This is a genomic window from Snodgrassella sp. W8124 (assembly GCF_016100875.1).
GTDB classification, from domain to species: Bacteria; Pseudomonadota; Gammaproteobacteria; order Burkholderiales; family Neisseriaceae; genus Snodgrassella; species Snodgrassella alvi.
This window is the reverse complement of sequence record NZ_JACFRP010000002.1, coordinates 25388-45984: the sequence shown is the minus strand read 5'-3', so window position 1 is coordinate 45984 and position 20597 is coordinate 25388. Positions and strand designations below refer to the sequence as shown.

19 protein-coding genes are annotated in these 20597 nt (G+C 40.8%); 7 read left to right on the top strand and 12 right to left on the bottom strand.

Features of this window, described 5'->3' with window-relative positions; genetic code table 11:
• Positions 1-171: 171 nt before the first annotated feature.
• Positions 172-1953, bottom strand: coding sequence for a hypothetical protein (locus H3U73_RS08100; protein ID WP_198190371.1), 1782 nt, complete (start codon positions 1951-1953; stop codon positions 172-174).
• A gap of 409 nt (positions 1954-2362) precedes the next feature.
• The gene (locus tag H3U73_RS08095; protein WP_198190370.1) at positions 2363-3841 is read right to left on the bottom strand and encodes a hypothetical protein; all 1479 of its coding nucleotides are present in this window, start codon (positions 3839-3841) and stop codon (positions 2363-2365) included.
• A 1035-nt stretch (positions 3842-4876) separates the two neighbouring features.
• On the opposite strand from H3U73_RS08095, the gene galE reads away from it, so the two are divergent.
• The 4 genes from galE to H3U73_RS08075 all read left to right on the top strand — a co-directional run bounded on the left by galE (position 4877) and on the right by H3U73_RS08075 (position 9499).
• A complete protein-coding gene (gene galE / locus H3U73_RS08090) occupies positions 4877-5905 on the top strand; it encodes a UDP-glucose 4-epimerase GalE (protein ID WP_198190369.1) in 1029 nt (342 codons plus the stop codon).
• A 400-nt stretch (positions 5906-6305) separates the two neighbouring features.
• The gene (tldD, locus tag H3U73_RS08085; RefSeq protein ID WP_198190368.1) at positions 6306-7757 is read left to right on the top strand and encodes a metalloprotease TldD; all 1452 of its coding nucleotides are present in this window, start codon (positions 6306-6308) and stop codon (positions 7755-7757) included.
• A 559-nt stretch (positions 7758-8316) separates the two neighbouring features.
• Complete coding sequence (locus tag H3U73_RS08080) at positions 8317-8823, top strand: hypothetical protein (protein ID WP_198190367.1); 507 nt, start codon at positions 8317-8319, stop codon at positions 8821-8823.
• 481 nt (positions 8824-9304) lie between these two features.
• Positions 9305-9499 (top strand): hypothetical protein, encoded by a 195-nt coding sequence (locus tag H3U73_RS08075; protein WP_198190366.1) that lies wholly within the window; start codon positions 9305-9307, stop codon positions 9497-9499.
• Between the two features lie 10 nt (positions 9500-9509).
• Here the strand turns inward: H3U73_RS08075 and H3U73_RS10755 are convergent, their stop codons facing one another.
• From H3U73_RS10755 to H3U73_RS08065, 3 genes are all read right to left on the bottom strand, one after another.
• Positions 9510-9635 carry a hypothetical protein gene (locus H3U73_RS10755; protein WP_255454304.1) on the bottom strand — a complete coding sequence of 42 codons (126 nt, stop codon included), beginning with the start codon at positions 9633-9635 and terminating at the stop codon, positions 9510-9512.
• A gap of 185 nt (positions 9636-9820) precedes the next feature.
• On the bottom strand, positions 9821-9961 hold the full coding sequence (locus tag H3U73_RS08070; RefSeq protein ID WP_171991516.1) for a hypothetical protein: 141 nt from the start codon (positions 9959-9961) through the stop codon (positions 9821-9823).
• A gap of 30 nt (positions 9962-9991) precedes the next feature.
• On the bottom strand, positions 9992-10519 hold the full coding sequence (locus tag H3U73_RS08065) for a gamma carbonic anhydrase family protein (protein WP_041879749.1): 528 nt from the start codon (positions 10517-10519) through the stop codon (positions 9992-9994).
• 129 nt (positions 10520-10648) lie between these two features.
• Here H3U73_RS08065 and H3U73_RS08060 point away from each other — a divergent pair, with 129 nt between their 5' ends.
• Entirely contained in the window at positions 10649-12751 is a 2103-nt protein-coding gene (locus tag H3U73_RS08060; RefSeq protein WP_198190365.1) for a M3 family metallopeptidase, read from the top strand.
• Between the two features lie 285 nt (positions 12752-13036).
• Here H3U73_RS08060 and H3U73_RS08055 read toward each other — a convergent pair whose 3' ends face one another.
• The 7 genes from H3U73_RS08055 to H3U73_RS10685 form a co-directional block, all read right to left on the bottom strand.
• The gene (locus H3U73_RS08055) at positions 13037-13615 is read right to left on the bottom strand and encodes a hypothetical protein (RefSeq protein WP_198190364.1); all 579 of its coding nucleotides are present in this window, start codon (positions 13613-13615) and stop codon (positions 13037-13039) included.
• Between the two features lie 221 nt (positions 13616-13836).
• Positions 13837-15132, bottom strand: a complete 1296-nt coding sequence (gene ftsY, locus H3U73_RS08050) for a signal recognition particle-docking protein FtsY (protein ID WP_198190363.1) — start codon at positions 15130-15132, stop codon at positions 13837-13839.
• Positions 15133-15347: 215 nt separating this feature from the next.
• The gene (locus tag H3U73_RS08045) at positions 15348-15962 is read right to left on the bottom strand and encodes a Type 1 glutamine amidotransferase-like domain-containing protein (protein ID WP_198190362.1); all 615 of its coding nucleotides are present in this window, start codon (positions 15960-15962) and stop codon (positions 15348-15350) included.
• A 44-nt stretch (positions 15963-16006) separates the two neighbouring features.
• Positions 16007-16558, bottom strand: coding sequence for a 5'-3'-deoxyribonucleotidase (locus H3U73_RS08040; RefSeq protein ID WP_084551694.1), 552 nt, complete (start codon positions 16556-16558; stop codon positions 16007-16009).
• Positions 16559-16601: 43 nt separating this feature from the next.
• Positions 16602-17183: a Holliday junction branch migration protein RuvA gene (gene ruvA / locus H3U73_RS08035; RefSeq protein ID WP_198190361.1), complete on the bottom strand. Its 582-nt coding sequence runs from the start codon at positions 17181-17183 to the stop codon at positions 16602-16604.
• Between the two features lie 77 nt (positions 17184-17260).
• Positions 17261-18010 (bottom strand): septal ring lytic transglycosylase RlpA family protein, encoded by a 750-nt coding sequence (locus H3U73_RS08030; protein WP_269146745.1) that lies wholly within the window; start codon positions 18008-18010, stop codon positions 17261-17263.
• A gap of 328 nt (positions 18011-18338) precedes the next feature.
• Entirely contained in the window at positions 18339-19049 is a 711-nt protein-coding gene (locus H3U73_RS10685) for a ComF family protein (protein ID WP_232336244.1), read from the bottom strand.
• Here H3U73_RS10685 and bioH point away from each other — a divergent pair.
• Positions 19048-19800, top strand: coding sequence for a pimeloyl-ACP methyl ester esterase BioH (gene bioH, locus H3U73_RS08020; protein WP_084551696.1), 753 nt, complete (start codon positions 19048-19050; stop codon positions 19798-19800). The genes H3U73_RS10685 and bioH overlap by 2 nt on opposite strands.
• Positions 19797-20597, top strand: coding sequence for a methyltransferase domain-containing protein (locus tag H3U73_RS08015; RefSeq protein WP_084551697.1), 801 nt, complete (start codon positions 19797-19799; stop codon positions 20595-20597). The genes bioH and H3U73_RS08015 overlap by 4 nt, the downstream gene beginning before the upstream one ends.

The window sequence follows — 20597 nt, the reverse complement described above, 5'->3', positions numbered from 1 at the left end:
TAAGGGAAGGTAACTTAGTTGCATACATTTCCAGAAAGCTGGTATTAATATCATGCAGTTTCAGTATATATTTTCAGTATAAATATCTATTTCTAATTAAAAAATTACAAAGCTGAATAAGTACTTTGACTTTATCCGGTCTGGTTTTATTGTCAGCCAGTATTCAATATATTAAGTTTTATGAGTACTGAGTTTTTTCTGCAATTGCTCTACGCAATCCTTGGCTGCCTGTTTAAGCTTACCAGCCTGCGGATCAATAAATCTCTGGTTAACAAATTGCTCATACTCTTGCAGGTTACCAACCAGGTATTCATTCTGAAAAATTTTATATTCACCATTCAAATAAGCTGCAAAGATAGTTTTTCTTTTAGCTGTACAATTTTTCCGGTAAGCAATATTTTTAATCTTTTTAAGATCAAGGCTTAACCATTTGAGCTCCAGATTTTCCGGCAAAAATCTGATTGAAGTTTTTTTCAGGTTTATACCATGATTAAGTTTCAGGTTATTCGGTAGCTTTTTAATCCGGGTATTACTTAACAGCAATGTATTACCAACCTGTAATTTTTTAGGTAATTTTTTAATTCGGCTATTTCTCAGATCCAGATAATCCTCAACATTGAGCTTATCTGGCAAACGGTTAATTTTAGTTTCCTCTATTGCCAGTTTTTTTATCTCGGTAAGATTCTGAGGTAATTTTTTTACTTTAGTCGAAGTTAAATCCAGCCCATTGACTACATTAACATGACTGGGAATTTTTTTAACTCGGCAACCCCATAAATACAGCTCACCTCCTACTGAAAGTTTTTTAGGTAGTTTTTTAATCGGTGCCAGCAAAAGAGATAAATCGCCACCAACACGCAGATTTTCGGGCAATTTTTTTATTTTTGCGTCATTCAGATTCAGATTTCCATTTATATTCATTTTTTTGGGGAATTTTTTGATTTTACAATCATTCAAATACAGATTGGATTGGATTTTTAAATTCTCTGGTATTTTCTTGATTTTATTACAGCACAAATCCAGACTAGTGCATGTTGCCCTAAAATTTTTAAGTAATTGATTGATTATTGTTTTGCGTCCTCCCAATGCTAAACAACCATTTACAACTAAATTATCCGGTAACTTTTTAATTTTTGTTCCTGACAGACCCAGATTACCGTTCACCGTCAGATTATCCGGTAATTTTCTGATTTCTGTAAAACTTAAGTCCAGATTAGCTTTAACCTGAATATCCTTTGGTAATTTCTTAATTTTGGAAGATCCCAGAATCAGACTACCATCTACTTTCAGATTTTCAGGTAACTTTGTGATAGGGGTATAACCCAAATCAAGATCGCCGGTTATATGCAGATTAGCAGGCAGAGTATTGATACCGCTTTTTTCCAGACAAAGACTGCCTTTTATCGTAAATTTTTCCGGTAATCGGGTTATTCTGGTTGAAGAGGCATCCAGATCCCCGGTAATAACTAAATTTTCCGGTAATTCCAGTATACAACTATTCTGTAAATATAAATTACCGTTTATTGTCAGATTTTCTGGAAGCAACTGAATATTGCTAGAGGATAAATTCAGCGCACCACCAACAATTAGTTTTTCCGGTAAAACTTGTATTGCGGTACGAGAGGCGTTAAGTTTGCCCTGAACCACCAGATTTTCCGGTAACACTCTGATTTGTGTACCGGATATATTCAGATCCCCGCGAAAAATCATATTTTCCGGCAGTTTACTGATTTTAGTATGGGAGATATCCAAATTACCGCAGACAATCAGGTTATCCGGTAACTGGCTGATTTTTGTTTGGGAGATATCCAGATCACCTTCAATAATTAAATTATCCGGCAGTGATTTAAGTGGATTTTGATAAAAGCACAGATTATCCGGTACGCGGATAATGTCATTTTCAACTGTATAGTTAATATTTTTTTGGTTTAATATTCCGATAAAATTTTTCATTAATTTAGTATGTTAATCATACTGGTAAGGTTTATTGACCATAACTGTAAATATTCAGATTCAATCTACTTAGATCAGCATTAACTGATAAATAATTGAAATTAACATTATATACAGTTTCAGTATACATTGTTTTAATGATTTTTTCAGCACATATGTTTTTTAATAAAAATTAATAAAACGAATACAAATATTCTGACCGGAACCAGAGCTGTTTTTGTGGTTAAAATAAAAGTAATAAAAAATTAAATAAGACTATATTATAAAATTAATCATCTCCAGTAGGGTAAGTAATTTACTAATATATTAATTTATCAGCCCAATCAAACTGTAACCTGAATCGTAATATTCATTAAATTTTGATGAAATACCCATATATTTACTTTATTTGTATTAATATGCAGCTATATTAGCGTTGTTTCGAGTTTTCTTTATTGATGATTTTTTTGTATTGCTCAAATTCTTGCATTAAATGTTCTTTTGGCATTGTCATCAATCTTTTCATATGATCTATTTCCTTCATACATGCTTGTGCTAAGTCTTGATTTTCAAGTATGAGTTGATCACGAAATTCTTTATCCGAATTTTTATAAAATACAGGAATTTGTCTCAAGCTATAGTCAAAGGATTCTTTTTTTCGCTGCTTTGTTTTTTCAAAGAAGTTCAAATTTTCTTGTAATATATAAGTTTTATTAGAAAATATTGTAAACTTTTTATTATTTGATTCAGACCTTTTATATGAGTGTAAAATATATCTTCTAGGTTGATTATCTTTTTCAAAAACTATTCGATAATCAAATTCACAACCTTTTTTATCCACATGAGAACCATATTTTTGGTCAATATATACCATATCCCCTTTTTGCTTAACCCATTTTCCACGTCGTCCGTCGTAATAACCCTTTTTTGAATACTTTGAAAGTTGTCCCTTAAGTTGTAAAACTTCAAATGTTTTGCCTTTAACATAAGAACCATATATATCTTCAGCATCAGACCAACTTAATTTTGAGTCAGGAATAACTATATGTTCATATTTTTGCCCATCCATGGAGATAGTCATTTCATCAAATAAATCACCTTTTTCTTCATTACTTAATACTTTCTTTTTAATTGGTTTATCATTTGAAAACCAAACACTGGTATTTAAGGCAATATTTCTGGCTAAATAGTCTTTTTTAGTTAACCCTGTTCTACCATAATTAGAAGTAAGGTCAAAAAACTTATCGGTTTTTATTTCAAGATTTAATGGTTCCACGTTCATAAATCTATTTACAGAACCTTTCAATTTATTGATATCGATTTGATTTTTAAAAATCGGTAAATAAGAATCTGATCCGTCCCAAAAAGAACCAAATTTATGACTTTCTGATAATTGAAAATCTGGATAATGAAGATAAATACCTTTAAGAACATATTTTTGCTTGTTATTCTTAGTAGGTTTAGGAATATCAAAGTTTATAATTTGATTATCTTTATCAACTTTTAAATTTGTCGCAAATGCATATTGATTTATTTTTTTATACACAGTAGTCTTATTATCAATTCCCAAAATATCCCTTAATGATAAAAATGGTGGTGCGCTAATTTGTTCCTTTTTTTTGATGATGGAGCCTGTTTTATCAATTATAGGCTCATAATTTGCTATTATTTTAATATTCTTTTTCGGAAAATTTTGTTTAATATCTTCATTTTCTGCATGAGTTAAATAAGGATTATAAAAATCATCAATTTGTAAACTGACATGTAAAGATTCCTTGGCGTCAGAACTATTTATTAACTGGACCTTATCTATACTTACCCTTTTGTAGTGTTTAGCACAAGAACTTAGAGAAAAAGCCAGCAGCAACGAGGTTATTAAAAATATTATTTTTTTTATATACATCTGCATAATTAAATACCCCATATTATTAAGTAGATAACTAAATACAAAATGCTAATCTAATAATCACATGCTGAAATATTTGGTATTCACAATATTTGCATACTATACTGTTAAACTAGTTTAAATACAACATTGATATAAAAATCGGTCAAATAATATAGACCGATCCTGCTATTTACAAATTGCTTAATTTACCCGAAGTGTATAAATGGTGCCGAGTCCGGTTTAAAGCTATCTTTAAATTCATTTAATACAACAGATGCAGGCGGGCTATGATCGCCTTGTACCACAATTTCTGTATATCTTTAAAAGCACTAGTGTTGATTTCGCTGGCTAAAATCTAAAAAACTGATTCTGCAGGTTTAATTGAGACAGACATTTTGCCGGTCTTTAAATAAAGGCTGTTTACAATCATAGTTATTTTCACTTTGTGTATCTTTTTCAGAATAATGATGAGTATTAAGAGTTAACCGATAGAAAAATGACTTATCCTTAACTTGCTTATTAACAGCCGCAATATCATGCACAAATATTAAAGTCTCAATCTTCCGATTATGAAGAACATTGCTAAAATCAAAAAAGTTATTTTAGTTTTTAAAATGTATATCATTAAATAATAAATATAAACTTTCAATTTATTAATTAGTTATATATTTATCAGTAGCTGGTTTTCAGCAAATATTCAATCTGATTTTTTATCTGCTATATCTGCATAATGGTTTATCTGGTTTTATTTGCCGCTGTATTTCAAGTCATATCTCTATCAGATTTCCGTTTTATCACTCCTGTCCAGTTCAGTTATTGCCGTTTGAACAGAAATAACTTTTGTCAGAGGTACCGGATATTTTTTGTTGTGTCACCTCATCTGTGCGGCTCAGCACTTTACTGTTGTAAAGATACAGCAGATACCGGTTCTTTTTGTGTATCTTCTATCCTGCGTTAGCTTAACTATGATTATAAACAAGATATACTTATGGATTTCTGGTTATTTACATACCGGTTATTTGTTGTATTTCGATGAAAAATTATTACGGATAATTTATGGCTATTCTGGTAACAGGTGGTGCCGGCTTTATTGGCTCTCACACAACTGTACAATTACTTAATGCCGGCTACAATGTGATTATTATTGATAATCTGTGTAATGCATCGCCAGTGGTACTCAAGCGTTTAAAACAGATTACCGGTAAAGAGGTAACTTTTTATCAGGGCGATATTCGCGACCATACGTTGCTGCAACAGGTATTTAAACAGCACAGTATTGAGCATGTTCTGCATTTTGCCGGCTTAAAAGCAGTCAGTGAAAGTGTACGGGAGCCGCTGAAATATTATGATAATAATGTCAGTGGCAGCCTGATTCTGGTTGAAGAAATGGCCAAAGCAGGTATTTTCAATCTGGTTTTCAGTTCCTCAGCTACAGTTTACGGTACACCGGCTTCGGTTCCGATTGATGAAAACGCGGCTACCGGCGGAACCACCAATCCGTACGGAACATCCAAATATATGGTAGAGCGGATGTTAACGGATATACAGGCAGCAGATGGGCGCTGGAGTATGACATTACTGCGTTATTTCAATCCGGTGGGCGCGCATGAATCCGGATTGATTGGTGAAGATCCGAATGGCATTCCGAATAATTTATTACCGTATATCTGTCAGGTAGCTGTTGGTAAACTGGCACAGCTATCGGTATTTGGTAACGATTATCCTACTGCCGATGGTACCGGTGTCCGTGATTATATCCATGTAATGGATCTGGCCGACGGCCACTTAAGTGCCATGCGCGTTACAAATAATCAGCCCGGTGTACATATTTATAATCTGGGTACAGGGCGGGGTTATTCAGTACTGGAAATCATACATGCCTTTGAACAGGCCAGCGGCAAAAAAATTCCTTATCAGATTGTCCCGCGCCGGGCAGGAGATATTGCTGTGTGCTATGCCAATCCTGAACGCGCAGCCGAACAACTGGGCTGGACAGCTCAGCGCAGTCTGACCAGTATGATGACCGATGCATGGCACTGGCAACAGCTCAATCCGCAGGGCTACAACAGCCACAATGAAATCTGATTACTGAATATCAGCTTATTATAAACACTTAACCCACTGATGTTTCAGTGGGTTAAGTGTTTTCGGTTTTTGAGTTTTGATGCAAAAATTTAACGCTAATCGTTACGCCGCTCCTGAAAGTAGATTTAGATAAAAGATGTTTGAGGTCATTACCGGTTAACTATCTCTAACTAACTGGTGAGTCACATTATAATATAATGAGAATTATTATCAATAACAATTTAGTAATTTTTACAATTTGTTTTTCCGGTTTCTATTCCAACACCTGATCTGCGTATAATAAGTATTCCTGCATTCGCGCGGACAAAGCTTGTTTTCGGTATAATTGCCCACAATTTGCTTTTCTGATTAAATCTTTCTCTGTCTGTGCTTTTTGTCACAACTTAATTTTTGACAGCTCATGCCTATCTCTACCCAAACCGCGCAACTTGTTCACCAACAGCTACTGGCCGACAACGAACTGGCTGTAGCCGATTTTACCCGTGCACTCTCCCTGATGGGAGCACACCATATTGATTATGCTGATATTTACTGCCAGCGCAGTACCTATGAAAGCTGGCATCTGGAAGAAGGCATGGTCAAATCAGGCAGTTTTCAGATTGAGCAGGGCGTCGGTGTCCGTGCGGTAAGTGGTGAAAAAACAGCATTTGCTTACGCCGACAATCTGAATGTGCAGGCATTAACAGATGCAGCACAGGCTGTACGGGCAATTGGTCAGGCCGGTCAGCAGCGCTCAGTGGGACTGACTTCTCTGCCGTCAGTCAAACCGCTGTATGCAATGGCTAATCCGATGCTCAGTCTGGATGCCGGAGAGAAAGTGGCTTTATTACAGCGTGTGGAGACACTGGCAAAAGCTGCTGATCCGCGCATTGTACAGGTAATGGCCGGGCTGGTATGCGAGCATGAACTGATTTATCTGGCGCGACTGGACGGCCGGATACACACTGATGTCCGCCCGCTTGTCCGTTTATCTGTTACTGTGATTGCCAAACAGGGGGAAAGGCGCGAGCAGGGCAGCAGTGGCGGTGGCGGCCGCTTTGATCTGGGTTATTTTGATGAAGCCATGCTTAAATCATATGTAGATACAGCCGTTGCTCAGGCACTGACCAATCTGGAAGCCCGTCCGGCACCTGCCGGTCAGATGACGGTGGTACTGGGCAATGGCTGGCCGGGTGTATTGTTACATGAAGCTGTAGGTCATGGTCTGGAAGGTGATTTTAACCGCAAAGGAACCAGTGCATTTGCCGGCCGTCTGGGTGAACGCGTAGCGGCTAAAGGTGTGACTGTTGTTGATCAGGGTAATATTGCCGAACGCCGTGGTTCGCTGAATATTGATGATGAGGGCAATGCTACACAGCGTACGGTACTGATTGAAGATGGTATTTTATGCGGCTATTTGCAGGATGAAACCAATGCACGTTTAATGGGCGTCCCTGTGACCGGTAATGGCCGGCGTGAAAATTACGCCTCAGCACCGATGCCACGCATGACCAATACTTATATGGAAAACGGCCGGCTTAATCCAGAAGAGATTATTGCTTCTGTCGATAAGGGCTTGTATGCGGTTAATTTTGGTGGCGGACAGGTAGATATTACCAGTGGTAAATTTGTATTCAGTGCTTCGGAAGCCTGGTGGGTTGAAAACGGTAAGCTGCAATATCCGGTAAAAGGAGCCACCATTATTGGCAGTGGTCCGGAAGTATTAAAACACGTTAGTATGATAGGCAATAACAGTAGTCTGGACAGTGGTGTAGGTATCTGCGGTAAAGACGGGCAAAGCGTACCGGTAGGTGTAGGACAGCCTACGCTGCGTATTGATGCCGGTCTGACTGTGGGTGGCAGCCAGACATAATTCACCTGAACAGCAAACAGCATAACGGGCACAAATTACTGTGCCCGTTATGCTGTTTGTTTATGCGGATAAATATGTATTTATTATAAATTACATCTGAACTTCCCGATATTAATATGCATATTCTCATTGCGCTTATTGAAATCAAATCTGCTTTTTTCAGGTATCAGCTATTGATTACAATGATCCGCCAGTATCGCGCAGCAAATAACCGGAAAACAGCAATCCGGTAGGTATCAGATTCATATTATTATGATATTGGCATTAATACCAATCTGCATTATAATTTAATACACATTTCATAACACTAATCTGAATCACACTTTCAGGCTGAGCCGTTTCAGCTATAAAAAAATTATGCAGATAAATAATATTTATTTATGTGAATATAGAGTAATATCAGTTAATTATTCTGATATATCACTTTATTATTAACTTTTCTACCCTCAATTATTCAGAAAGTACTCATATGTTTTTTATCAAAAAAAACAAATCCAGACTCAGCCTGAAAAAATTCCTAATAATCAGTTTTTTCTTAAGTTTCAATGTTAATTTGGCCATGGCACAGGATGCTTCAAATGATAGTGCGCAACAGGCACGGATACGCATCTTCGGGCAGAATGGCAAACCGACTAATATGAAATACAGTTTTCAGGGACATGAGGTAAAAGAATCAACCGGTGGTTCCTTAGGCGGGGCATTCGCTTCATCATTAGGTCTGGCTCGTAACAGCACCATTGGTATACCGGCAACGGCTACTTTGGATACAATGAAACGACATAATCATAATTTGTCTAAGCTGTACTACCGTGAATTCACTATTCCCGCTAATGTACCGATTACCATATCCAATGCCATTATTGGTCTGACCAATGTTAATAATACTCATAACGATGGCAAAATCATTTCCTATCAGCCCTCATGCCAGAGTAACAAACTTACTTTTGTAGCCGAACCGGGTAAAGATTACGAGGCTATCGCGGCATCTGCATCAGCCCAATGCGGGGTTATTCTGCAAGAAGTGCATCCGGACGGCACAACTACATCACTTATTAAGGGTGATTAAGCGATCTGCTAAAATCGCCAACCAATATAAATGGCCGTCTGACTGCCTTTTATCAGTTCCGGAATACAACGGGCTAATCATGCTCTGCTCCAGCCTTGCAAGCATTTTGCTGAAGGCTGGAAAAATTTTTATTTGCTGATATTAAATCCAACATTATTCAAGTAATTTAATTGTCTGTATCAGTACAACCAATAGAGTATTGTGATATTTTTCTGTTTACTATCAGATTATTGATGAGACCAATATCAAAAATTCTGTCGATTAAACTGCGTATGTTTATCAGCCATATGTTTTGAAAGTTAAAGGTAATGGTTTGAATTGGTATACGCTGTATATCTTCCGCCAATGTGAATAATATATTTATTGCATTCAGGCTATTTCTGAACAGCTCATATCTGGCCAAATTAGTCCGGAAAAAATCATTAACTTTAAAATAAAAGATTCTTTCTGAACAGATTTTGAGTGTTACAGACACTCAATCATGCATATCTATAACATGCCTCATTTAGAGCTAACCAGCACTTCTCTGAGTGCCGATGTCTCTTTATTCAATCCTATTTCGTTTCTGATGATATCTGTCAATTTTTTTGTTCCGGCATTTGTCCGCTTACTTTATACAAAAAAGTGGCTGGATTTGCCGGAATTATTTATCCAGCAAATCCAGCCACTTATTTAATTACTACGGCTTAATTAGATTCTACGGCTGCCTGTACATCACTGTACGGAGCAGCTTTAGTATCAGAATTTGTAGTAGCGCAGGCAGTTAGTAACAGAGCAGCCAGTACGGCACCAATTCCCAATAGCTTTTTCATCATTGTGTCCTTTAACGGTTGGTTTGAAAAACTATTTTCACAATCTAGCTTAACTTCATTAATATAACAATTGTTCCGTGCAAATTTTGCATTTTCCAACTGCATATAATACCCATTTTACGACACTCATCTATTTTAGTATTACTCTGCTACTCATTTACATCGAATTAACTTGACCAAATAAATTAATGACTGGTATGTGACGTTTCCACACCGGTTTTGATATCCCCATACACCTGGGTTTGCCCTTTACCTGAGCCATCGCTGGCACAGCCTGCCAACGCCAGCAGGCTACATAATAAACTTAAAGACAAGAATTTTTTCATTTTTTATAGTCCTTTAATTAGAGGGTTAACTTAATAACTCTTCATGAGTCTAACATAATGCGATGCTGAATATAATAGAAATTCCCGCTCCTTTTCTGTTAACGGGCGGATTTGCTGTACCGGAGAACCCAGATACAGATAACCGCTCGCCAGACGTTTGCGCGGGGGCACCAGACTGCCGGCACCAATCATCACATCATCCTCAATAATCGCATCATCCAGAACAATCGAATTAATTCCCACCAGCACCCGGTTACCAATCGTACAGCCATGCAGATTAACATGATGACCTATAGTAACATCCTCACCAATTACCAATGGTGAGCCATCCGGTTTGGCTGCTGTTTTGTGGCTGACATGCAGCATACAGTGATCCTGAATATTGCTTCTGGCACCAATACGCATACTGTTCACATCTGCGCGAATCACCGCAAACGGCCACACAGATACTTCTTCCTGCAAAATTACATCCCCGATAACCACAGCCATATCATCTATATAACAACTATCGGCAATTTGTGGTTGCGTATCTAAATAAGAACGAATATTGTTTTTCATGTTTTTGACCTTATCCTGTTACATTATGCAATATTATTTATAGCAGAAGATAAATATAAGCTCCTGCTCCTTCCACCCGATTTACCTGAAAAACCGCAAATATACAGGTATTTTTCTGTTGAGAATACTATGTCTGAAAATGTTTTGTTGAATCTGGATAGTGAACCCCGTTTCGATGCCATTAAGGCTGCAGATATTGAGCCGGCAATGACCGAAGCTATGCAGCAGGCTGCTGCCGCTATCACCGCCTTGAAAGCTGAGCCTGATGCCAGCTGGAATAACACCGTAGAAGCTTTAACCAGTATTACTGAACGTGTCGGTCGTATCTGGAGTGTTGTTGCCCATCTAAACAGCGTGGCAGATACACCTGAATTACGTGCGGCCTATAATGCACTGATGCCTAAAGTAAGCGAATTCTTTACTGCGATCAGTCAGGATATTGCCTTATATGAGCGCTTTAAAAGCATCAAAGCCAGTACAGAATATGCACAGCTGAGCCCGGCACAGCAAACCAAACTGAACCATGATTTAAGAGATTTTGTTCTCAGCGGTGCAGAGCTGCCAGAACAGGAACAGGCGGAGTTTGCAGCCTTACAGGCAGAAGGTGCCCAGCTTTCCGCAGCCTTTAGTCAGAATGTTCTGGACGCCACTGATGCATTTGCATTGTATTTTGCTAATGGCGCAGAACTGGCTGGTCAGGAAAACACATCCGGTCAGACCAGCACAGATGCCGATTTTGCACAGGATAGCGAAGTCAGCGGATTAACAGAAGAGGCACTGGCCATGTTTGCCGCTGCGGCACAGGCAGAAGGTAAAGCCGGCTATAAAATCGGGCTGCAAATGCCGCATTATCTGGCGGTAATGCAATATGCCCACAATCGCGAACTGCGCCGGCAGCTGTATCATGCCTATTCAACCCGGGCCAGTGAGCTTGGCGAGGCTAAATGGGATAATACCGCCAATATCAACCGGATTCTGCAGATTGCCGCACGCGAAGCTCAGTTACTGGGTTTCCAAAATTATGCAGAATTATCGCTGGCAACCAAAATGGCTGATACACCCCAACAGGTGATGACCTTTCTTCAGGATCTGGCGAGCAGAGCCAAACCTTTTGCTGAAAAAGATCTGGCTGAAGTTAAAACATACGCACGAGAACATCTCGGTCTGGATGATTTACAGCCATGGGATATGACCTATGCCAGTGAAAAGCTGCGTCAGGCTAAATATGCATTCAGCCAGACTGAAGTAAAAAAATATTTTCCGGCTGATCGCGTTCTCGCGGGTCTGTTTGCCCAGATTGATAAATTATATGGCGTTCATTTCATCGAAAAACAGGTACCGGTATGGCATCCTGATGTTCGCTATTACGAACTTGAACAGGGCGGAGCCATCATCGGTGGCGTTTATATGGATCTGTATGCACGAGCCGGTAAGCGCGGCGGTGCATGGATGAATGATTACCGCGGCCGCCGTCGTTTTATAACAGGCGATCATGCCGGCCAGCTGCAAACACCTATTGCGTATCTGGTGTGTAATTTCACGCCGCCTGTAGCCGGCAATACCGCACGCCTGAGCCACGAAGAAATCCTGACTCTGTTCCACGAAACTGGTCATGGCCTGCATCATCTGCTGACTCAGGTAGATGAACTGGGAGTTTCCGGTATCAATGGCGTGGAATGGGATGCTGTGGAAATGCCCAGCCAGTTTATGGAAAACTTTGTCTGGGAATATGATGTGCTTGCCGGCATGAGCTGCCATCAGGATACCGGCGCGGTACTGCCTGAAGAACTTTATAAGAAAATGCTGGCTGCAAAAAACTTCCAGAGCGGGCTTTGGATGCTGCGCCAGATGGAGTTTGCTCAGTTTGATATGGAAATCTACAGCCATCCGGATTGTGACTGGCAGCAAACTTTGTTGGAAGTACGCCGCCGGGTAGCGGTGATGCCCCAGCCAGATTTTAACCGCTTTGCTCATTCTTTCAGCCATATCTTTGCCGGTGGTTATTCTGCCGGTTATTACAGCTATAGCTGGGCAGAGGTGCTTTCTGCGGATATTTATGCTGCTTTTGAAGAAGAAGCGGATGCAGCGGCAACAGGCAAACGTTTCTGGCATGAAGTACTTGCTGTCGGCGGCTCCCGGCCGGCTATGGAATCCTTTAAAGCGTTCCGTGGTCGTGAACCAACTATTGATGCCTTATTGCGTCATTGTGGTTTTTTTAATGAAACAGCGTAAACATCATTTAATATAAACCTATAACGCGGTGTAATCACCGCGTTTTTTATGGCAAGTTATTGAACTAAAATGTAATAAAACATTCAGATTAAAAGATAACTTACCGACATCTACGTATGTCACAGATAAATATTACATTAGCGGTTAGTTAATGAAAATACATAAATATATTATTAAAAACATATAGTAATATTGACTTATAGAAAAGCCTATGCTTAAATCAAAAATTTTTGAAAGTATAACTGTACAATAATTCTGATAATAATAAATAGTTATTTAGTTATATTATTTATTTTCATCACTTAATTTGGCAATATTATGTTCTTTGCATACTTCCCTAATAAGAGTACCTAGTTTTTTTAATAAATCTTCCCAGCTACCATCTTTTATCAATAAAAATCCTTTTTCATTTGTAGTAATTTTTCTCCCTTGTTTGAACATCTCTTTTTGACTATTTACTTTATTAACATAATAATCTGGATGTTCTATTAGTTCATTTAGTTCAGATTTTAAAACTTTTTTTGATTTTTCATTCTTTGGCTGAGCCAGATACCAAGTAAATTTGTTTTCAATACAAACCAGTCTGGTTAAATCCAATTCAAAAATATATTTTCTGGGTTTGCTATATAAATTAATGTAAAACAACTTACTAGCGTTATCCCAGGAAGTATAACGAATACAAGACTTATCAGGAAAAGTTATTCGCTGGTAAGGATCATTTGCACTTTTTACGGCCTGCTGGTCAATTTCTTTTAATTCCGCATAGTCAAGAAATTGAGCCAGATATTCCATTATATCGAAACCAAACTTCTGATGTTGTTTAAATAAACTGTTGTTTAATCTAGTTTCATTATTTTCGGCCATTTGTATCTCCATTCTAATAAATAGCTGTTTTATTAATTTATTTTAATGTCAATAATTTTGTACGGTAAGGCTAATTAATTCTTTAAAGCATTTTTGATATATTCTGCTCAATGTTCCGGCTGCTATTTCTATAATTATACTTTCTCAAAAACATCAGTTTATACTGAAACAGTAAAAAGCCGTCTATTTATTCTTATAGCCGGCTTTTATCTGACATTTTATTATTCATCCTCAATTAATGCATCTACAAATGCCCGGGCATCAAACGGGCGTAAATCATCAATACCTTCGCCCACACCGATAAAGCGTACCGGAACCGGTCGCTTGGCTGCCAGCGCCGCGAGAATACCGCCTTTGGCCGTACCATCCAGTTTGGAAACAATCAGACCGGTTAATCCGAGCGCATCATCAAAGGCTACAACCTGATTGATAGCATTCTGACCCACATTGGCATCCAGTACCAGCATGACTTCATGCGGAGCGTCAGGCAAGGATTTTTGCAGGACGCGTTTTACTTTTTTGATTTCTTCCATCAGATGCAGCTGAGTAGGCAGGCGACCGGCAGTGTCTGCCAGTACCACATCAATACCGCGTGCTTTGGCCGCCTCCAGAGCATCATAACAGACTGCTGCTGAGTCGCCGGAAGCCTGAGCAATCACGGTGACATTATTGCGTTCACCCCATTGCTGCAATTGTTCGCGGGCTGCTGCACGAAAGGTATCGCCGGCAGCCAGCAGCACGCTTTTACCCTGACTTTGAAAATATTTCGCCAGTTTACCGATACTGGTAGTTTTACCGGCACCATTCACACCGGCCATCATAATCACGAAGGGCTTTTTATCATCCGGTAAAATCAGTGGCTGATCCAGCGGCAACAGTAATTCATACAGAGCATCTTTCAGAGCACTGCGCAGCTCATCTCCGTTTTTCAGCCCTTTCAGGGTAACCCGCTGGCGCACCTGCGCCAGCAGTTTTTCTGTGGCTTCAATTCCCATATCACTGGTAAGCAATACGGTTTCCAGTTCTTCATACAAATCTTCGTCGATTTTACCGCCGCCAAATACAGAAGCCAGAGATTTGGCCATTTGATTGCGGGATTTGCTCAGCCCCTGTTTTAGCCGTGCAGTCCAGCTCAGTTTAGCCGGTTTTTCTGTCTGCTCACTCACTGTATCCGGCTCAGCAGCTATCACAACTGTGTTTTCACTAGCGACAGGTGTCTGAACTGGTGAAGCAGTATCGTCTGTTACAGCAATGGCTGCCGGTTCATCTACTGCTGTGGGTACAATAATATCTTGTTCCGTTTCGGCCTGTGGTTGAACGGAAGCGGTGTCTGCCTGCTCAGGTTTTTCTGCAACAGGATCACTGATAGCCGGTTCAGGCTGCGGTATTACTTCAGTCTGAGCAGAATCATCAGCTATATTCTGTAATTGTTCTGAGTTTTCCTGCTGGTGAGGGGCCGGTACGGGCTTTTCAGCAACTGGCTCAGTATTTTTTTTTCGTTTAAAAAATCCAAACATGGGCTTTCCTGAATACGATATGAGGCCAAAGCTGAATCACAACCGATCTTTGGCATTGGAATAATTGTGCTATTGTAGCTTACAGAGGTTTATTTGATAATGTGCTGCGATACTATTATTTATTTTATTCAGATAGTTTTGCCTTAAAATACTTCTGTACAGGTTAAAAATCAGACAGAACAAACTGGGTTGGCTGCGTATTTACAGCTCTGAATTTACACCACCACATAGTTATGATTAATAACAACAATAGCCTGAGAGTTATTAAAAGTTACCAAATTCAAACGTTTACTATATTCTGCATAGGTTTGCCGGGCTGACTGGACAAAAGGTTCATCAATATAATGCGGCAGAGGATAAAAATCGATGCAATTTAAACCTGTATAATTGTTTAGTTCCGGAGCCAGGCTGCTGTCATCCATTATTTTATTATATTCTATGTCTGCTGCCAGAATAATTGCACCGGCAGATTCGCCAATATAAACGCAGCCTCCAGCAATTCTTTGAGCAAGCAGCCGGTCAAGATTTTTTCTTTTCAGTTCCTGCAATAAATAAAATGTATTACCGCCGGTTATGCAAATGATTTCTGCTGCCGAAAAAGCAGTATGGCTCTGGCGGATATCCGCTGTGGCAATATCCAGTAAATCAAGTTTCAATCCAAGCTGTGTTAATACTGATTTACCTTCATCTATATATTTTGTGTAGCCTTCAACATTACCGGCTGTAGGGATAAACAGAACACGCTTGCTATTAATTTTATTGTTCTGCATAAAATCGGCAAGCTTCTGACCGGTTCCGGCAATATAAGATGTTAAAAAAATCGTTTGCATTGTAGTTTCCAGCCTCTCTGTTTTATATAGTTCGGTCACCGAACTTAATTATTTAGTAATTCAGACCATGTTTCCGGTTGTTCCCAGTTTATCCGATATAATTCAGTCTGATGCCGATTATAGGGCTGATCATAAATCCAGTGTTGCCATTGCGGCACCAGACTGCCGCTTATCTGAGGTTTATCATCAATCAGAATATCGCCGCGCACCCAGGTTTTATCTTTGGCCAGAATTATGCGCTGCATCCAGTCTTCACCCAGATGCTGGCATACCCAGTCAAATTTTTCAGATACACAATAGTGATAATCCTGTATAGGCGAGGTACAAATACGCACATCATGACCGGCCTGCAGCAGGCGCTTAGCTGCTGAAATACCATGCTGCATAGGCGGTAATGAAGCAAAAAAACCTTTACTGCTATAAATTTGCGCCAGTTGCCGGTGAAATTCGGGAGCCATATCATCACGCAGGTAAAAATGTCTGCGTTCTTTGAGAGGCAGCGGTTGCTGATAGGTTTGCTGCCATAGTAGTCTTACTCCCTGCTCAAAATCGGCCAGAACACCATCCTGATCCAGCAAAATCAATTTAGATGCCATACAAATTCCCGTGGTGGCGTATATGATTATAAAGCAAATTAATTTATAGCATGTTTTTTAAAGCCAGCCGTACACCTTCACTGACGTCTGTACCTGCCGGTATATTTTTACAGGCAGTACGGGCTTCTTTATCGGTATAGCCTAAAGCAAGCAATGTATTAATAATATCTTCGTTATTACCGGCTGTATTCTGTGTAAACAAACCGGTAGCATCATCACTGGCGGCGGCAAGTTTGCCACGCAATTCCAGTACCATGCGTTCGGCGGTTTTTTTACCGATGCCTGGTGCAGCTGTCAGGCGTTTAATATCTTCAGTAGCAATAGCGGCAGCCAGCTCCTCACTGGTCAGTGCGGATAAAATACCCAGAGCAATTTTGGCTCCGATACCGCTTACTTTTACTAATGCACGGAATGTTTCCCGTTCTTCGCGGGAGCCGAAACCAAATAGCAGATGAGCATCTTCACGTACGACCAGCTGAGTATACAGTGCAGTTTCTTCACCTGCGGCCGGTAAAGTATAAAAGGTTTGCATGGAAACCTGAGCTTCATAGCCTACGCCATGAACATCCAGTACCACTACCGGCGGATTTTTTTCCAATATGATTCCGCGTAAACGGCTAATCATGATATTCCCTTCCCAACAGCCAGATATATAAAAGCCCGTGCATCATATCACGGGCTTTTTTCTGAGCCTGAGCAATTTTACAATACAGTCAGCATTGATTTTTTGGCCTCATCGGCACGCTGCTGCTGTTTAAACGGACCCATGCGGACAACATAGCTGTTCTGAACTTTCACAAGCTTAGCCTGCTGTTCGCTTCCTGCACTCTGTAAATGACGTGAAGTGGTTTTCAGATATTTCTGAGCCTGCTCCTTACTGTCAAATTTCTGCAGATCCACGTAAATATTACCACTGGTACCTGCCGGTTGCAGACGCTCTCCGGGCAGAATCTGCTCTACCCGTACCTGAGCAGTACCGGCACGTACAAAACCTAACTGCTGTGCAGCAGCATAGGATACATCCATTACCCGGTTAGCATGAAAGGGACCGCGATCATTAATACGCACAACCACTGTCTTTCCATTGGACAGGTTGGTTACCCGTGCATAACTGGGGATAGGTAAAGTCGGATGGGCGGCGGTCAGCATCTGGCTGTCAAAGCGCTCGCCTGATGAAGTTTTACGGCCATGAAAATTTTTGCCATAGTAGGAAGCTTTACCTACCTGACTGAAACTGGCCACTTTTTGTAGCGGATAATAACGTTTGCCCGCTACCTGATAGCTAAGATTAGCTGTTTTATGCAGATGCTCTGCGGGTACTACTGTAAGATTAGATACTGATTTTTTGGGATGATAAACTGGTGCAGACAAATTACCTGATGGTCCGGCATATGCCGCACTCAATCCAAGTACCATGGCAACACTAATAAATAACAATTTAATTCTGATCAAACCGTATTTCCGTTTCTTTGAGTAAAAGACGCAAAAACCAGACACGCAATTACCATTTGCGGGTAAACAATACATAGTCCGGTAAAGACTGAATTTCTACTAAGACAGCAAAAAACAGTGGCGGCCACTTTTAAAATGTGGCAGAAGAGGCTGGTGCCTCAATTGGCAAGAACAAACACCGGCTGTGATTAAAACAGCACACTGGCGGGTTCTGAAAATTGCTTACTAACCGGCAAAATCGCCTTGGTTGTAATGCAGTTAACAATTGAATCAGTTATTTAACTGGGCGACACTATGCCAAACAGACTTCAGTCTGTCAAAGATTTTTTCATTCCGGATGTGCGAGTGTCCAGACATAAACCTGCGCAACACCTGATTTCTTAAGGGTCTGAGCCAATTCGAAAATTGTTGCGCCGGTGGTCACAACATCATCTATTAACAACAAGTTACGTTTTTTAACTGCGCTATTAAGGCGAAATACACCGCGTACATTATGCAAACGTGCTGATTTTTTTAAAGTTGATTGCGGTGGCCGGTGACAACGCTCTATCCAGTCTGGTGTCACTACCGGCAAGGTATAGTGTCTGGCAATGATTGCAGCCAGTAACTGGCTCTGATTGAAACCACGCTCAAACAGGCGCCTGCGGCTCAGCGGCATAGCCAGTACAGCATCTATTTTTACCTTCTCCAGCCACTGCGGCGGCTGTGCCAGCATCAGTGCTGCCAGCGTATCCAGTAAAGCAAGCTGCCGCTGATGCTTAAATGCACGCAGCATTTGCTGTAATGGTGCAGCATAACGGTAACTGGCATATAAAGTTGTAAAAGGCCACTTCTGGCCGCACTGTTCACACACTCCGGCTGTCAGCCCGCCGGCACGGCAACGCAGACAGATATCAGTATCAGTACGCCGCAAAGCGGCCATATCCTGCTGGCATGCCCGGCACAAACCTGAGACATCCGCACAATCGTGGCATAATAAACAGTGCGGTGCGCCGATGCAGGCGTGCCAGAATGAAGTAAGCAATGAAGTTATACTCATGATCACACCTTCGCAAACGTTATTGATACATGGCTGGGGCGCTAACCACCATATATTCGACCCTTTACAGGCATATCTGCCAGCCCCATGGCAACAAAACTGGTATACCCCGGACCTGCCCGGGCATGGCTGTGCACCGTTTAACGGTAATTTCAGTATAGACAGTATTGCAGACCAGCTGGCCGCACAGCTTACGGCTCCTGCACATCTGCTTGGCTGGTCACTGGGCGGGATGGTGGCACTGACTCTGGCTGCCCGCTATCCGGAGAAAGTAGCCACACTGTGTCTGACTGCCAGTCTGGTCAGACTGCTGGCCGACAGCGATTATCCGCAAGGGCTGAAACGTACCAGCCTCAATATTATGGCCGATAAATTTCGTGAAGATTATCCCAAATACATGCAGCAGTTTCTACATTTGCAGATGCTGTATGCAGACACTTCAGCACAAACCAGTGTTAACAGCCTGATACCGGCTATCTGTCAGTATGGGCCGCCTGCTGCTCTTAACGCGGCTTTGCGTGCGTTAGAACAGGCTGATTTACGCCCTTTACTCAGTAGCATAAACTGTCCGGTATTACTGGTTTATGGTGATCGCGATGCCATTACTCCGCCACGTATGGGTGAATACATTCATCAGCGGCTACCGCAAAGCGAATGGTGCCTCCTGCCACAGGCTGCACATACACCGTTTTTAAGCCATCCTGATCAATTCGCCCGTGCACTGTGCCAATTTTGGGAGCGACACACATGACAACTCTACCACACAAGCCAGACTGGTTTCTCCATGCACATCTGGCCGCTACGCTGGATGAACGTCTGTGTATTCTGAAACAACCGCCGGAACAGATTATCCTCGCAGCAGCAGACGGTGATGAAAGTTACCGTTTGCTCAGCATGCGTTATCCACATGCGCATTTTCAGGAGTATGACAGTCGCGAGGCTTATTTACAGGCAGCACAGATTATTCGCAAAGCCAAGCAAAACTGGTGGCAAAAACTCCATAGCAATCTGCCTGCACAAACCGTTTCCGACCAGCTTCCCGGCAACCAGTCTGCTGATATGGTCTGGAGTAACCTTGGTCTGATTCACCAGAATGATCCTGTGGCTGTTATCAAAAACTGGGCCGGAGCTTTAAAACCGGATGGTTTGCTTTTTTTCAGCCACTTTGGTCCGGATACCCTGAAAGAAGTCATGACACTTTGGCGTACAGAGGGTATAGTAGTGAAAACACCGAATCTGATCGATATGCACGATCTTGGGGACATGTTGTTTCAGCACGGTTTTTATGATCCGGTAACAGACATGGATATGCTGACTCTGCAATACACCAATGCAGAGCGCTTTATTGATGACATGCGCACAGCCGGACTATGGCAAAGTCTGCAATTTAACAGTGAAATCGATGCAGTTCGTATTCTGGCTGATGCATGGCAGAGCAATGATATTCAAAATGTTACGCTTGAGCTAGTATACGGACACGGTGTTAAAAAACAGGTACTGCCCGACAATACGGCACCAGTACAATTTTATCCCTCATCTACAACTTAG